Here is a 12,576-nt window from a genome sequence, read left to right on the forward strand (position 1 = left end):
TACACGCCGTCACGCGTTGACGGCACGTGCTCGTCTGATTTATACTTCCCCGTCTTGGCGGGCCGTATACGGCTCGCCTTTGCTTCATATAAGGTTTTTCGCTAATGGCGACGATCAATCAGCTGGTTCGCAAGCCGCGCAGTCCCAAGACCTACAAGAGTGCCTCGCCGGCGCTGGAAGAGTGTCCGCAGCGTCGTGGCGTCTGTACCCGTGTCTACACCACCACGCCGAAGAAGCCGAACTCGGCTCTGCGCAAGGTGGCCAAGGTCCGCCTGACCAATGGCTTCGAAGTGATCTCCTACATCGGTGGCGAAGGCCACAACCTGCAGGAGCACTCCGTGGTTCTGGTTCGTGGTGGCCGCGTCAAGGATCTGCCGGGTGTGCGTTACCACACCGTGCGTGGTTCGCTTGATGCCTCCGGTGTCGCCAAGCGTCGCCAGGCCCGCTCCAAGTATGGTGCCAAGCGTCCGAAGTGATGTCTGGTGTGGCCGCCGTGCTGGCGGTCGCTGCAACACCGTTTCCGCAAGTTCTTTTCAAATTCAGGTGCGCACATGTCCCGTAAAGGTTCGCCCGGTACCCGTTCGATCTTGTCCGATCCAAAGCACGACAGCCAGACGGTTGCCCGTTTCATCAACATGGTGATGCAGAGCGGCAAGAAATCCATTGCTGAGAAGATCGTCTATGGCGCAATGGATGTCATCGGCGAGAAGAATGCCAACCCGCTCGAACTGGTCGAGAAGGCGTTGGGCAACGTCGCTCCAGCGGTCGAGGTCAAGTCCCGCCGCGTCGGTGGTGCCACCTACCAGGTTCCCGTCGAAGTTCGCTCCTCCCGCCGCGTCGCCTTGGCGATGCGCTGGGTGATCGAGTCCGCGCGCAAGCGTGGCGAGAACTCGATGCCGCGCAAGCTGGCTGGTGAATTGCTGGATGCGGCCGAGAGCCGCGGCGGCGCCGTCAAGAAGCGTGAAGAAACCCACCGCATGGCGGAAGCGAACAAGGCGTTCGCCCACTACCGCTGGTAATACAAGGAATATCCCGTGGCACGTACCACTCCCATCGAGCGCTATCGCAACTTCGGCATCATGGCCCACATCGATGCCGGCAAGACCACTACGTCCGAGCGCATCCTGTTCTACACCGGCAAGAACCACAAGCTGGGCGAGACGCATGACGGCTCGGCCACGATGGACTGGATGGAGCAGGAGCAGGAACGCGGCATCACGATCCAGTCGGCGGCGACGACCGCTTTCTGGCGCGGCATGAACAAGGATCTGCCGGAGCATCGCTTCAACATCATCGATACCCCGGGGCACGTCGACTTCACGATTGAAGTGGAGCGCTCGCTGCGTGTGCTCGATGGTGCGGTGTTCGTGCTGTGTGCGGTCGGTGGCGTGCAGCCGCAGTCCGAGACGGTGTGGCGCCAGGCCAACAAGTACCATGTGCCGCGCATCGCGTTCGTCAACAAGATGGACCGCACTGGTGCCAACTTCCTGAAGGTGCGTGACCAGCTCAAGACCCGCCTGGGTGCCGCGCCGGTGCCGATGCAGGTGCCGATCGGTGCCGAAGACAACTTCGAAGGTGTGGTCGACCTGATCAAGATGAAAGCGATCCACTGGGATTCGGCTACCCAGGGCACGACGTTCGAGTATCGCGACATCCCGGCCGACCTCGTCGAGCAGGCCAAGGAGGCGCGCGCCTACATGGTCGAGTCCGCCGCCGAAGCCAGCGAAGAGCTGATGGACAAGTACCTCAACGAGGGTGATCTGTCCGAAGAGGAAATCATCAACGGTCTGCGTGAGCGCACCCTGCGCACCGAAATCGTGCCGATGTACTGTGGTACCGCGTTCAAGAACAAGGGCGTCCAGGCCATGCTCGATGGCGTGGTCAGCCTGCTGCCGTCGCCGGTCGATGTGCCTGCGGTCAAGGGCGTCGACGTGGATGACGAATCCAAGGAGATGACGCGCGAATCCGACGACAAGGCGCCGTTCTCTGCGCTGGCGTTCAAGATCATCACCGACCCATTCGTGGGTTCGCTGACCTTCTTCCGCGTCTATTCGGGCTCCCTGAATGCCGGCGACCAGGTGCTGAACTCGGTCAAAGGCAAGAAGGAGCGCATCGGCCGTCTGTTGCAGATGCACTCCAACAACCGCGAAGAGATCAAGGAAGTGCTGGCCGGCGACATCGCCTCGGCGGTGGGGCTGAAGGATGTCACCACCGGTGACACCCTGTGCGCGCTGGATGCTCCGATCGTGCTCGAGCGCATGGTCTTCCCGGAGCCCGTCATCTCAATGGCGGTGGAGCCCAAGACCAAGTCCGATCAGGAAAAGATGGGCATCGCGCTGGGCCGTCTGGCGCAGGAAGATCCTTCGTTCCGCGTCCGTACCGACGAGGAGTCCGGCCAGACCATCATCGCCGGCATGGGCGAGTTGCACCTGGACATCATCGTTGATCGCATGAAGCGCGAATTCAATGTCGAGGCCAATGTCGGCAAGCCGCAGGTGGCCTATCGCGAAACGATCCGTTCGCACGACGTGAAGTCCGACTACAAGCATGCCAAGCAGTCTGGCGGCAAGGGCCAGTACGGCCATGTCGTGATCGAGATGTCTCCGATCACTGCCGAAGACCGCGAAAAGTATGCGTCCGAGATCAAGGATGACTTCCTGTTCATCAACGACATCACCGGTGGCGTGATTCCGAAGGAATTCATTCCGTCGGTCGAGAAGGGCATACGCGAGACCATCACCAGTGGTCCGCTGGCTGGCTTCCCGGTTGTGGGTGTGAAGGTCAAGCTGGTGTTCGGCTCGTACCACGATGTCGACTCGTCGGAAATGGCGTTCAAGCTGGCAGCATCGATGGCATTCAAGCAGGGCTTCGCAAAGGCCGATCCGGTTTTGCTGGAGCCGATGATGAAGGTCGAAATCGTCAGTCCGGAGGATTATCTGGGCGACGTGATGGGCGACGTCAGCCGCCGTCGCGGCATCCTGCAGGGTCAGGACGACAGCCCCTCGGGCAAGATCATCAACGCGATGGTTCCGCTGGGCGAGATGTTCGGTTACGCCACCAGCCTGCGCTCGATGTCGCAGGGGCGTGCGACCTACACGATGGAATTCGACCACTACGCGGAAGCGCCGGCGAACATCGCCGAGCAGGTCATCAAGAAGGGCTGATCCGAATATTCCGGTTCAGTCAGGCAAGTTATCAACCAGTTAACAATTTGAGGTTTAGCAATCATGGCCAAGGGTAAGTTCGAGCGCACCAAGCCGCACGTGAACGTGGGCACGATCGGTCACGTGGACCACGGCAAGACGACGCTGACGGCGGCACTGACGAAGGTGGGAGCCGAGCGTTTCGGCGGCGAATTCCGCGACTACAGCGCGATCGACAAGGCGCCGGAAGAAAAGGCGCGCGGCATCACGATCTCCACCTCGCACGTGGAATACGAATCCCCGACCCGTCACTACGCCCACGTGGATTGCCCGGGACACGCCGACTACGTCAAGAACATGATCACCGGTGCCGCGCAGATGGATGGTGCGATCCTGGTGTGCTCGGCTGCCGACGGCCCGATGCCGCAGACCCGCGAGCACATCCTGCTGTCGCGTCAGGTTGGCGTGCCGTACATCGTCGTGTTCCTGAACAAGGCCGACATGGTGGACGATGCCGAACTGCTGGAACTGGTCGAAATGGAAGTGCGCGAGCTGCTCTCCAAGTACGACTTCCCGGGCGACGACACCCCGATCGTGTCCGGTTCGGCACTGAAGGCGCTGGAGGGCGACCAGTCCGAGATCGGCGTGCCGGCGATCCTGAAGCTGGTCGACGCGCTGGATACCTGGATTCCCGAGCCGCAGCGTGACGTGGACAAGACCTTCCTGATGCCGGTGGAAGACGTGTTCTCGATCTCCGGCCGCGGCACCGTGGTGACCGGTCGTATCGAGCGCGGCATCATCAAGGTGGGTGACGAAGTGGAAATCGTCGGCATCCGTCCGACCGTGAAGACCACGGTGACGGGCATCGAGATGTTCCGCAAGTTGCTTGATCAGGGTCAGGCAGGTGATAATGCCGGGCTGCTTCTTCGCGGCACCAAGCGCGACGACGTGGAGCGTGGCCAGGTGCTGGCCAAGCCCGGTTCGATCAACCCTCACACCGAGTTCGAAGCCGAGGTGTACGTGCTGAGCAAGGACGAGGGTGGTCGTCACACGCCGTTCCTGCGTGGCTACCGTCCGCAGTTCTACTTCCGCACCACGGACGTGACCGGTGCGTGCGAGTTGCCGGAAGGCGTCGAGATGGTGATGCCCGGCGACAACGTGAAGATGACGGTGACGCTGATCGCACCGATCGCGATGGACGAAGGTCTGCGTTTCGCTATCCGCGAAGGTGGCCGCACCGTCGGCGCCGGCGTGGTGGCGAAGGTCATCAAGTAAGCGTCATCAACCCAACGGGGGGCGGAACTTTCGCTTCCGCCCCTGGCGTTCTTTCAAGACATTCAAGGATAGGTCATGGCGGACCAGAAGATTCGGATTCGGCTCAAGGCGTTCGATCATCGTTTGATCGACCGTTCTGCGAGCGAAATCGTCGAAACGGCCAAGCGGACTGGCGCGCAGGTGCGCGGCCCCATCCCGCTGCCGACCAAGATTGAGCGTTACACCATCCTGGTGTCGCCGCACGTCGACAAGGACGCACGCGACCAGTATGAGACCCGCACGCACAAGCGCGTGCTCGACATCGTCGATCCGAACGACAAGACCGTGGATGCCTTGATGAAGCTCGAGCTCGCGGCCGGCGTCGACGTCCAGATCAAGTTGTACTGAGGCAAGCACCATGAGCATCGGGATCGTAGGCCGCAAGTGCGGCATGAGCAGAATCTTCACCGAGAACGGCCAGTCCGTGCCGGTGACCCTGATCGAGGCGACGCCTAACCGCATCGTCCAGATCAAGACCCAGGAATCGGACGGCTACCAGGCCGTCCAGGTCACCGCCGGCAGCAAGCGTGCCGCGCTGATCAACAAGCCGCTTGCCGGCCACTATGCCAAGGCCAAGGTCGAGGCAGGTCGTGGCTTGTGGGAGTTCCGCGTGGATGCGCTGGACGGCTACGAGGTGGGTGGCGAGATCCGCGCCGACATCTTTGAAGTCGGGCAGTCCGTGGACGTGCAGGGCACGACCAAGGGCAAGGGCTTCCAGGGCACCATCAAGCGCTGGAACTTCACCATGGGCGACGCCACCCACGGCAACTCGCTGTCGCATCGCTCGCCCGGTTCGCTCGGCCAGCGTCAGACCCCGGGTCGTGTTTACCCGGGCAAGAAGATGGCCGGCCACATGGGCTCGGTGAGGCAGAGCACGCAGGGCCTGGAAGTGGTCAAGGTCGACGCCGAGCGTGGCCTGATCGCGATCAAGGGTGCGGTGCCTGGTGCGCCCGGCGGTGAAGTGATCGTGCGTCCGTCGAGCAAGGGAGCATGACAATGGAACTTGCCATCAACAACAGCAAGGACACGCTGGCGGTCTCCGACGAGATCTTCGGTCGCGCGTTCAGCCAGGATCTGGTGCATCAGGTGGTCGTTGCCTACCGCAACGCCGCCCGTGCCGGCACCAAGGCGCAGAAGACGCGCTCGGAAGTCAGCGGCACGACCAAGAAGTCCAAGAAACAGAAGGGCGGCGGTGCGCGTCACGGCGCGCTGACGGCTCCGATCTTCGTCGGCGGTGGTGCGACTTTCGCGGCCAAGCCACGCAGCTTCGCGCAGAAGGTCAACCGCAAGATGTACCGCGCCGCGATCAGCTCGATCCTGTCCGAGCTGGTGCGTCAGGGTCGGGTCAAGGTGGTGGACGGTTTTGCCGTCGAAACCCACAAGACCAAGGCACTGGCTGCGCGTCTGGCGGAGCTGGATGTGCAGAAGCGCCCGCTGATCGTCACCGAAGATGCCGATCCGTCGCTGTACCTGGCCGCACGCAATATTCCGTATGTCCAGGTGCGTGATGTGCAGGGCCTGGATCCGGTTTCGCTGGTAGGTGCCGACAGCGTCGTCATCACCGTCGAGGCGCTCAAGAAGATCGAGGAGTGGCTGGCATGAGCAGTGAAAAGATTCTGGACGTGCTGCGCGCTCCGCACATCTCCGAAAAAACCGCGCGCCTTCAGGAAGTCTCGAACCAGTACGTGTTCGAGGTTTCCCAGGTGGCAACCAAGGCCGACGTCAAGGAAGCAGTGGAAACGCTGTTTGATGTCAAGGTCGAGGACGTCAACCTGCTTACCGTGAAGGGCAAGCGCAAGACCTTCCGTTTCCGTGCCGGCCGCCGTGGCGACTGGCGCAAAGCCTACGTCAAGCTGGCCGAGGGCCAGAGCATTGACGTGATGGCCAAGCCCTGAGGTACACGCCATGGCATTGATCAAGCACAAGCCGACCTCGCCTGGCCGCCGCGCCAAGGTCAGCGTCGTCAATCCGGATCTGCACAAGGGGGCACCATATGCACCCTTGCTGGAGCCGCAGAGCCGCACCGGTGGTCGCAACAACGCCGGCCGCATCACCACGCGTCATCGCGGTGGTGGCCACAAGCAGCACTATCGCATCGTCGACTTCAAGCGTGACAAGGAAGGCATTCCGGCGCGTGTGGAGCGGATCGAATACGATCCCAACCGCACCGCGCACATCGCGCTGCTGTGCTACGCCGACGGCGAACGCCGTTACATCATCGCGCCCAAGGGCATTTCGGTCGGTGACCAGCTGATGGCCGGTCGCGACGCGCCGATCAAGACCGGCAATACCTTGCCGCTGCGCAACATTCCGGTCGGCAGCACGGTGCATTGCATCGAGATGCGTCCCGGCAAGAAGGCGCAGATCGCGCGTTCGGCCGGCGCTTCGGCGCAGCTGGTGGCGCGTGAGCAGGGCTACGCCACGCTGCGTCTTCGTTCCGGCGAAATGCGCAAGGTGCCGGCCGATTGCCGCGCCACCATCGGTGAAGTCGGCAATTCCGAGCACAGCCTGCGCAAGGTCGGCAAGGCCGGCGCCAACCGTTGGCTCGGTATCCGTCCTTCGGTTCGCGGCGTGGTGATGAACCCGGTCGACCATCCGCACGGCGGTGGTGAAGGCCGTACCTCCGGTGGCCGGCATCCGGTCACTCCCTGGGGCGTCCCGACCAAGGGCTACAAGACCCGCAACAACAAGCGCACCGAGCATCTCATCGTGCGCCGTCGCAAGTAACAGGATCAGGCCATGGCACGTTCACTCAAGAAAGGCCCGTTTGTCGACCTGCACCTTCTCAAGAAGGTCGAGGCGGCATCGGCCACCAACAGCAAGAGGCCGATCAAGACCTGGTCGCGTCGTTCGATGGTGTTGCCGGAGATGGTGGGTTTCACCATCGCCGTGCACAACGGCAGGCTGCACGTCCCCGTGCTGATCAACGAGAACATGGTCGGGCACAAGCTCGGCGAGTTCGCGGTGACCCGCACGTTCAAGGGACACAGCGGCGACAAGAAGTCCAAGTGAGGAGCATGACGATGGAAACTCAAGCCATCCTGCGCGGTGCGCGCATCTCCGCACAGAAGGTGCGTCTGGTCGCTGACCAGGTGCGTGGTCTGCCGGTGGGTCGCGCCAGTGATCTGCTGCAGTTCAGCGATAAGAAGGCGGCTCACGTGGTCCGCAAGGTCCTGCTTTCGGCGGTCTCCAATGCCGAAAACAACGACGGCGCCGATGTCGACGAGCTCAAGGTCACCCGCATCTTCGTGGACGAGGGCGCGACGCTGAAGCGTTTCCGCGCTCGTGCCAAGGGCCGTGGCTCGCGCATTCTCAAGCGTACCAGCCACATCACCGTGGTCGTTGGTACGGCCAAGTAACCGGACGCAGGAATTCCCATGGGTCACAAAGTTCATCCGACTGGAATCCGTCTTGGCATCGCCAAGGACTGGAACTCCAAGTGGTACGCAAACAAGCGTGAATACGCCGAGTACCTGGCCGCGGACCTGAAGGTGCGCGAGATGTTGCGCAAGAAGCTGGCGCAGGCCGGCATCAGCCGCATCCAGATCGAGCGTCCGGCCAAGACCGCACGTGTCACGATCCACACCGCCCGCCCGGGCGTGGTGATCGGCAAGAAGGGCGAGGATATCGAGAAGCTGCGCAAGGACGTCTCGAAGATGATGGGCGTGCCCGTCCACATCAACGTGGCTGAAGTGCGCAAGCCCGAGCTCGACGCACAGCTGGTTGCCGAGTCGATCGCGCAGCAGCTGGAGCGCCGCATCATGTTCCGCCGCGCAATGAAACGAGCGGTCGGCAATGCGATGCGCCTGGGCGGCCTGGGCATCCGGGTCAATGTTGCCGGACGCCTCAACGGTGCCGAAATCGCACGTTCGGAGTGGTACCGCGAAGGTCGCGTGCCGTTGCACACGCTGCGTGCCGACATCGACTACGGCTTTGCCGAAGCAAACACCACCTACGGCATCATCGGTGTCAAGGTCTGGATCTACAAGGGCGAGGTGTTCGATTACACCCAGATTGCCCAGGAAAAGACGGACGACCGTCCGGAGCGCAGTGAACGCGCCCCGCGGTCGCCTAAGTGAGGGATGAGCCATGCTGCAACCCAAGCGAACCAAATACAGGAAGGTCCAGAAGGGCCGCAATGAAGGCCTGAGCTGGAGCGGCGCCGCCGTCAGCTTCGGCGAGTTCGGTCTCAAGGCCACCACCCGTGGCGAATTGACCGCGCGCCAGATCGAGGCGGCCCGCCGCACGATCAGCCGTCACGTCAAGCGCGGCGGCAAGCTTTGGATCCGCGTCTTCCCGGACAAGCCGATCAGCAAGAAGCCGATCGAAGTGCGTATGGGCAAGGGCAAGGGCCCGGTCGAGTACTGGGTCGCGCCGATCCAGCCTGGCCGCATGCTGTATGAAATCGAGGGCGTGTCGGAAGACGCTGCGCGCGAGGCGTTCCGCCTGGCGGCCGCCAAGCTCTCGGTGCAGACCACCTTTGTAACCCGGACGGTGCGCTAATGAACATCAAACAATTGCGTGGCAAGTCCTCTGCGGACCTTTCTGCCCAGTTGCTGGAATTGCGCCGTGAGCAGTTCAACCTGCGCATGCAGAAGGGTGCGGGTCAGCTGACCCAGACCCATCAGGTACGCAATGTTCGGCGTGATATCGCCCGCATCAAGACCCTGCTGGGCACCAACAAGTAAGGCGCCGGACATGAACGACAATACTGAAATCAAACGCACGGTCGAAGGCCGCGTGGTCAGCAACAAGATGCAGAAGACGGTCACCGTCCTGGTCGAGCGGCAGGTCAAGCATTCGCTGTACGGCAAGTACATCAAGCGCAGCACCAAGCTGCATGCCCATGACGAGGACGGCAGCTGCCAGGAAGGCGACATCGTGCGCCTGGTGGAAACCCGTCCTCAGTCCAAGACCAAGAACTGGCGCGTGGTCGAGATTGTCTCGCGCGCCTCTGTTTGAGCCTGGGAGGAAACAGCCATGATCCAGATGCAATCCTTCCTCGATGCGGCAGACAACTCCGGTGCCAAGGAGCTGATGTGCATCAAGGTGCTCGGCGGCTCCAAGCGTCGCTACGCCGGTATCGGCGACATCATCAAGGTCAGCGTCAAGGACGCGATCCCGCGCGGCAAGGTCAAGAAGGGCGAGGTCTACGACGCGGTCGTGGTGCGTACCCGCAAGGGCGTGCGCCGTGCCGATGGTTCGCTGATCCGCTTCGACGGCAATGCCGTGGTGCTGCTCAACAACAAGCACGAGCCGATCGGCACGCGCATCTTCGGACCTGTCACACGTGAGCTGCGTGGCGAGAAGTTCATGAAGATCGTCTCGCTCGCGCCTGAAGTGCTGTAAGGCGTAGACGAGGAAAGTCATGAACCGAATTCGCAAGGGCGACCAGGTGGTCGTCATCACAGGCAAGAACAAGGGCCAGCGGGGCGACGTGATTCGTGTAGCCGGCGACCGGGTGTTCGTTTCGAACGTCAATCTGGTCAAGCGCCACACCAAGCCGAATCCGCAGGCCAACCAGCCTGGCGGCATCATCGAGCGCGAAGCTTCGATCCATATTTCCAACGTGCAGGTGTTCAACCCCAAGACGGGCAAGGGCGAGCGCGTTGGTGTCAAGACGCTTGAGGATGGGCGCCGTATCCGGGTGTTCCGCTCGAGCAATGAGGCGGTCGACGCCTGAGGAATGCTGCAATGAACCGGCTTGAGAAGATCTACAAGGAACAGGTAGTCCCGAAGCTCATGGAGCGCTTTGGCTACAAGAACATCATGCAGGTGCCGCGCCTGTCCAAAATCACGCTGAACATGGGCGTGGGCGAGGCGGTGGGCAACAAGAAGGTGCTTGAGAACGCCGTCGCCGATATGGCCAAGATCGCCGGCCAGAGGCCGATCGTGACCAAGGCCCGTGTTTCCGTGGCCTCGTTCAAGATCCGTGACGGCTGGCCGATCGGCTGCAAGGTCACCCTGCGCCGCGACCGTATGTACGAGTTCTTCGACCGTCTGGTCAACGTCTCGCTGCCACGCGTGCGCGATTTCCGTGGTGTCTCCGGGCGTGCGTTTGACGGCCGTGGCAACTACAATATGGGCGTGAAGGAGCAGATCATCTTCCCCGAGATCGACTTCGACCAGATCGATGCGATCCGCGGCATGGATATCGCGATCAGCACCACCGCCCGTACCGACGAAGAAGCCAAGGCCCTGCTTGAGGCCTACGGTTTCCCGTTCCGCAACTGATTCCCAAGGAACCGCAATGGCCAAGACCTGCATGCTGAATCGCGAAATCAAGCGCGAGAAGCTGGCTAAGAAGTACGCCGCCAAGCGTGCCGAGCTGAAGAAGATCATCGCCAACCCGAACTCGTCCTATGACGAGAAGATGGAGGCCCAGGCCGGCCTGCAGAAGATGCCGCGTGACGCATCTCCGGTGCGCCAGCGCAACCGCTGCGAGCTGACCGGTCGTCCGCGTGGCGTCTACCGCAAGTTCGGTCTTGGTCGCAACAAGCTGCGCGAAGCCACGATGCGTGGCGATGTGCCGGGCCTGCGCAAGGCCAGCTGGTAAAAAGCAGGGATTCGGGATTCGAAATTCAGGATTGGGCAGAGCGAAAGCCTTCCGCTGTTCCTGCGTTCTTTTCACGAATCCCCGATCCCACAATCCCCAATCGCATATCTACGGATATCGGTGCTACTCACAACAGGTGACACACAATGAGCATGACTGATCCCATCGCCGACATGCTGGTGCGTATCAAGAACGCAGCAGCGGTTGGCAAGACCACGGTGAAGATGCCTTCTTCCAAGGTCAAGCTGGCGATCGCCAACGTCCTGAAGGACGAGGGCTATATTACCGACGCGCGCGTCATCAATCCCGGCCCCAAGCCGGAGCTGGAAATCGCGCTCAAGTACTACCAGGGCAAGCCCGTGATCGAGCGTCTGCAGCGCGCCTCGCGTTCCAGCCTGCGCGCCTACCGCGGCAAGAACGATCTGCCGAAGGTGCTCGGCGGCCTGGGTATCGCCATCATTTCCACGTCCAAGGGCATCATGACCGACCACCAGGCCCGCGCTGCGGGTGTGGGCGGCGAAGTCATCTGCCTGGTCGCCTGATCCAAGAGGAACCGACGATGTCACGTATTGCCAAGAAGCCGGTCGTCCTCCCCAAAGGCGTCGAGTTCAAGTCCGATGACGGTCGTTTCACCGTCAAGGGCGCCAAGGGCACTCTTAGTGTGGCCCAGCCTGCCGGCGTCGATGTGAAGGTGGAGAACAGCGAGCTGACGATGCAGCCCGCCGGCCCTGAACATGTCGCGCTGAGCGGCACCATCCGCACCCTGATCGCCAACATGGTGACCGGTGTCAGTGAAGGGTTCGAGCGCAAGCTGGAACTGGTCGGCGTGGGTTACCGCGCTGCGATGCAGGGCAAGGATCTGAACCTGTCGCTGGGCTTCTCGCATCCGGTCGTGTTCTCGGCACCCGAGGGCATCACCATCGAGGTCCCGACCCAGACCGAGATCCTGGTCAAGGGTGCCGACAAGCAGCAGGTGGGCGAGGTCGCCGCCAAGATCCGTGCATTCCGTCCGCCGGAGCCCTACAAGGGCAAGGGCGTGCGTTATTCCGGCGAGAAGATCAACATCAAGGAAGCCAAGAAGGCCTAAGCGCTTCTACAGGTTCACCGGAACCTTCCGGTGTTCCTGGAAATCCGCTCCCTTCAGCTTTTCAAGGTCAGTCATGAACAAGAATATCGCTCGTCTGCGCCGCGCCAAGTCCACGCGTTCGCATATCCGCAAGCTCGGCGTCCCGCGTCTGTCGGTGCTGCGCACCGGCCAGCATCTGTACGCCCAGGTTTTCACCGCCGATGGTTCCAAGGTGCTGGCATCGGCCTCCACGCTGCAGACTTCCGTCAAGGAAGGCCTTGGCAGCACCAAGAACAGGGACGCCGCCGCGAAGGTCGGCCGCGTGATCGCCGAGCAGGCCAAGGCGGCCGGTATCGAGTCGGTCGCGTTCGACCGCTCCGGTTACCGCTATCATGGTCGCATCCAGGTGTTGGCCGATGCGGCACGTGAGGCCGGCCTGAAGTTCTGATGCATTTCCGGGCAGGACCTTGTCCTGTCCGGTGTTTCATGGGCGGGGT

22 protein-coding genes are annotated in these 12,576 nt (G+C 62.0%); all 22 read left to right on the forward strand.

Annotated elements, in window-relative coordinates:
• Positions 1-104 precede the first annotated feature (104 nt).
• Complete coding sequence (rpsL, locus tag WDB66_RS04840) at positions 105-476, forward strand: 30S ribosomal protein S12 (protein ID WP_339397399.1); 372 nt, start codon at positions 105-107, stop codon at positions 474-476.
• Between the two features lie 75 nt (positions 477-551).
• Entirely contained in the window at positions 552-1,019 is a 468-nt protein-coding gene (rpsG, locus tag WDB66_RS04845) for a 30S ribosomal protein S7 (RefSeq protein ID WP_339397400.1), read from the forward strand.
• Between the two features lie 15 nt (positions 1,020-1,034).
• Positions 1,035-3,164 (forward strand): elongation factor G, encoded by a 2,130-nt coding sequence (fusA, locus tag WDB66_RS04850; protein WP_339397401.1) that lies wholly within the window; start codon positions 1,035-1,037, stop codon positions 3,162-3,164.
• Positions 3,165-3,227: 63 nt separating this feature from the next.
• Positions 3,228-4,418: an elongation factor Tu gene (gene tuf / locus WDB66_RS04855; RefSeq protein WP_339397402.1), complete on the forward strand. Its 1,191-nt coding sequence runs from the start codon at positions 3,228-3,230 to the stop codon at positions 4,416-4,418.
• Between the two features lie 75 nt (positions 4,419-4,493).
• Positions 4,494-4,805 carry a 30S ribosomal protein S10 gene (gene rpsJ, locus WDB66_RS04860; protein ID WP_183962309.1) on the forward strand — a complete coding sequence of 104 codons (312 nt, stop codon included), beginning with the start codon at positions 4,494-4,496 and terminating at the stop codon, positions 4,803-4,805.
• 10 nt (positions 4,806-4,815) lie between these two features.
• A complete protein-coding gene (gene rplC / locus WDB66_RS04865; protein WP_339397403.1) occupies positions 4,816-5,451 on the forward strand; it encodes a 50S ribosomal protein L3 in 636 nt (211 codons plus the stop codon).
• Complete coding sequence (gene rplD, locus WDB66_RS04870; RefSeq protein WP_489670817.1) at positions 5,448-6,059, forward strand: 50S ribosomal protein L4; 612 nt, start codon at positions 5,448-5,450, stop codon at positions 6,057-6,059. Before rplC ends, rplD begins: the two co-directional genes overlap by 4 nt.
• A complete protein-coding gene (gene rplW / locus WDB66_RS04875; protein WP_339397405.1) occupies positions 6,056-6,352 on the forward strand; it encodes a 50S ribosomal protein L23 in 297 nt (98 codons plus the stop codon). Before rplD ends, rplW begins: the two co-directional genes overlap by 4 nt.
• Positions 6,353-6,362: 10 nt before the next feature.
• The gene (gene rplB / locus WDB66_RS04880; RefSeq protein ID WP_339397406.1) at positions 6,363-7,184 is read left to right on the forward strand and encodes a 50S ribosomal protein L2; all 822 of its coding nucleotides are present in this window, start codon (positions 6,363-6,365) and stop codon (positions 7,182-7,184) included.
• A 12-nt stretch (positions 7,185-7,196) separates the two neighbouring features.
• Positions 7,197-7,469 carry a 30S ribosomal protein S19 gene (gene rpsS / locus WDB66_RS04885; RefSeq protein ID WP_339397407.1) on the forward strand — a complete coding sequence of 91 codons (273 nt, stop codon included), beginning with the start codon at positions 7,197-7,199 and terminating at the stop codon, positions 7,467-7,469.
• 11 nt (positions 7,470-7,480) lie between these two features.
• Positions 7,481-7,816 (forward strand): 50S ribosomal protein L22, encoded by a 336-nt coding sequence (gene rplV / locus WDB66_RS04890; RefSeq protein WP_339397408.1) that lies wholly within the window; start codon positions 7,481-7,483, stop codon positions 7,814-7,816.
• An 18-nt stretch (positions 7,817-7,834) separates the two neighbouring features.
• Positions 7,835-8,536, forward strand: coding sequence for a 30S ribosomal protein S3 (gene rpsC / locus WDB66_RS04895; RefSeq protein WP_339397409.1), 702 nt, complete (start codon positions 7,835-7,837; stop codon positions 8,534-8,536).
• A gap of 10 nt (positions 8,537-8,546) precedes the next feature.
• Positions 8,547-8,960 (forward strand): 50S ribosomal protein L16, encoded by a 414-nt coding sequence (gene rplP / locus WDB66_RS04900; RefSeq protein WP_339397410.1) that lies wholly within the window; start codon positions 8,547-8,549, stop codon positions 8,958-8,960.
• The gene (gene rpmC / locus WDB66_RS04905) at positions 8,960-9,145 is read left to right on the forward strand and encodes a 50S ribosomal protein L29 (protein ID WP_339397411.1); all 186 of its coding nucleotides are present in this window, start codon (positions 8,960-8,962) and stop codon (positions 9,143-9,145) included. Before rplP ends, rpmC begins: the two co-directional genes overlap by 1 nt.
• A 10-nt stretch (positions 9,146-9,155) precedes the next feature.
• Positions 9,156-9,419, forward strand: a complete 264-nt coding sequence (gene rpsQ, locus WDB66_RS04910) for a 30S ribosomal protein S17 (RefSeq protein WP_339397412.1) — start codon at positions 9,156-9,158, stop codon at positions 9,417-9,419.
• An 18-nt stretch (positions 9,420-9,437) separates the two neighbouring features.
• Positions 9,438-9,806, forward strand: a complete 369-nt coding sequence (rplN, locus tag WDB66_RS04915; RefSeq protein ID WP_339397413.1) for a 50S ribosomal protein L14 — start codon at positions 9,438-9,440, stop codon at positions 9,804-9,806.
• Positions 9,807-9,825: 19 nt separating this feature from the next.
• Positions 9,826-10,140 (forward strand): 50S ribosomal protein L24, encoded by a 315-nt coding sequence (rplX, locus tag WDB66_RS04920; RefSeq protein WP_339397414.1) that lies wholly within the window; start codon positions 9,826-9,828, stop codon positions 10,138-10,140.
• Between the two features lie 11 nt (positions 10,141-10,151).
• The gene (gene rplE / locus WDB66_RS04925) at positions 10,152-10,691 is read left to right on the forward strand and encodes a 50S ribosomal protein L5 (protein WP_339397415.1); all 540 of its coding nucleotides are present in this window, start codon (positions 10,152-10,154) and stop codon (positions 10,689-10,691) included.
• 16 nt (positions 10,692-10,707) lie between these two features.
• Positions 10,708-11,013, forward strand: a complete 306-nt coding sequence (gene rpsN / locus WDB66_RS04930) for a 30S ribosomal protein S14 (protein ID WP_339397416.1) — start codon at positions 10,708-10,710, stop codon at positions 11,011-11,013.
• Positions 11,014-11,159: 146 nt separating this feature from the next.
• Positions 11,160-11,555 (forward strand): 30S ribosomal protein S8, encoded by a 396-nt coding sequence (gene rpsH / locus WDB66_RS04935; protein ID WP_339397417.1) that lies wholly within the window; start codon positions 11,160-11,162, stop codon positions 11,553-11,555.
• Between the two features lie 17 nt (positions 11,556-11,572).
• A complete protein-coding gene (gene rplF, locus WDB66_RS04940; protein WP_339397418.1) occupies positions 11,573-12,100 on the forward strand; it encodes a 50S ribosomal protein L6 in 528 nt (175 codons plus the stop codon).
• A gap of 73 nt (positions 12,101-12,173) precedes the next feature.
• Complete coding sequence (gene rplR, locus WDB66_RS04945) at positions 12,174-12,527, forward strand: 50S ribosomal protein L18 (RefSeq protein WP_339397419.1); 354 nt, start codon at positions 12,174-12,176, stop codon at positions 12,525-12,527.
• Positions 12,528-12,576 lie beyond the last annotated feature (49 nt).

The organism is Denitratimonas organivorans (genome assembly GCF_037478135.1).
GTDB lineage: Bacteria > Pseudomonadota > Gammaproteobacteria > Xanthomonadales > Xanthomonadaceae > Denitratimonas.

Coding starts and splice junctions, on each gene's coding strand:
- rpsL (WP_339397399.1), top strand. CDS start 105: ATGGCGACGATCAATCAGCTGGTTCGCAAGCCGCGCAGTCCCAAGACC.
- rpsG (WP_339397400.1), top strand. CDS start 552: ATGTCCCGTAAAGGTTCGCCCGGTACCCGTTCGATCTTGTCCGATCCA.
- tuf (WP_339397402.1), top strand. CDS start 3,228: ATGGCCAAGGGTAAGTTCGAGCGCACCAAGCCGCACGTGAACGTGGGC.
- rpsJ (WP_183962309.1), top strand. CDS start 4,494: ATGGCGGACCAGAAGATTCGGATTCGGCTCAAGGCGTTCGATCATCGT.
- rplC (WP_339397403.1), top strand. CDS start 4,816: ATGAGCATCGGGATCGTAGGCCGCAAGTGCGGCATGAGCAGAATCTTC.
- rplD (WP_489670817.1), top strand. CDS start 5,448: ATGACAATGGAACTTGCCATCAACAACAGCAAGGACACGCTGGCGGTC.
- rplW (WP_339397405.1), top strand. CDS start 6,056: ATGAGCAGTGAAAAGATTCTGGACGTGCTGCGCGCTCCGCACATCTCC.
- rplB (WP_339397406.1), top strand. CDS start 6,363: ATGGCATTGATCAAGCACAAGCCGACCTCGCCTGGCCGCCGCGCCAAG.
- rpsS (WP_339397407.1), top strand. CDS start 7,197: ATGGCACGTTCACTCAAGAAAGGCCCGTTTGTCGACCTGCACCTTCTC.
- rplV (WP_339397408.1), top strand. CDS start 7,481: ATGGAAACTCAAGCCATCCTGCGCGGTGCGCGCATCTCCGCACAGAAG.
- rpsC (WP_339397409.1), top strand. CDS start 7,835: ATGGGTCACAAAGTTCATCCGACTGGAATCCGTCTTGGCATCGCCAAG.
- rplP (WP_339397410.1), top strand. CDS start 8,547: ATGCTGCAACCCAAGCGAACCAAATACAGGAAGGTCCAGAAGGGCCGC.
- rpmC (WP_339397411.1), top strand. CDS start 8,960: ATGAACATCAAACAATTGCGTGGCAAGTCCTCTGCGGACCTTTCTGCC.
- rpsQ (WP_339397412.1), top strand. CDS start 9,156: ATGAACGACAATACTGAAATCAAACGCACGGTCGAAGGCCGCGTGGTC.
- rplN (WP_339397413.1), top strand. CDS start 9,438: ATGATCCAGATGCAATCCTTCCTCGATGCGGCAGACAACTCCGGTGCC.
- rplX (WP_339397414.1), top strand. CDS start 9,826: ATGAACCGAATTCGCAAGGGCGACCAGGTGGTCGTCATCACAGGCAAG.
- rplE (WP_339397415.1), top strand. CDS start 10,152: ATGAACCGGCTTGAGAAGATCTACAAGGAACAGGTAGTCCCGAAGCTC.
- rpsN (WP_339397416.1), top strand. CDS start 10,708: ATGGCCAAGACCTGCATGCTGAATCGCGAAATCAAGCGCGAGAAGCTG.
- rpsH (WP_339397417.1), top strand. CDS start 11,160: ATGAGCATGACTGATCCCATCGCCGACATGCTGGTGCGTATCAAGAAC.
- rplF (WP_339397418.1), top strand. CDS start 11,573: ATGTCACGTATTGCCAAGAAGCCGGTCGTCCTCCCCAAAGGCGTCGAG.
- rplR (WP_339397419.1), top strand. CDS start 12,174: ATGAACAAGAATATCGCTCGTCTGCGCCGCGCCAAGTCCACGCGTTCG.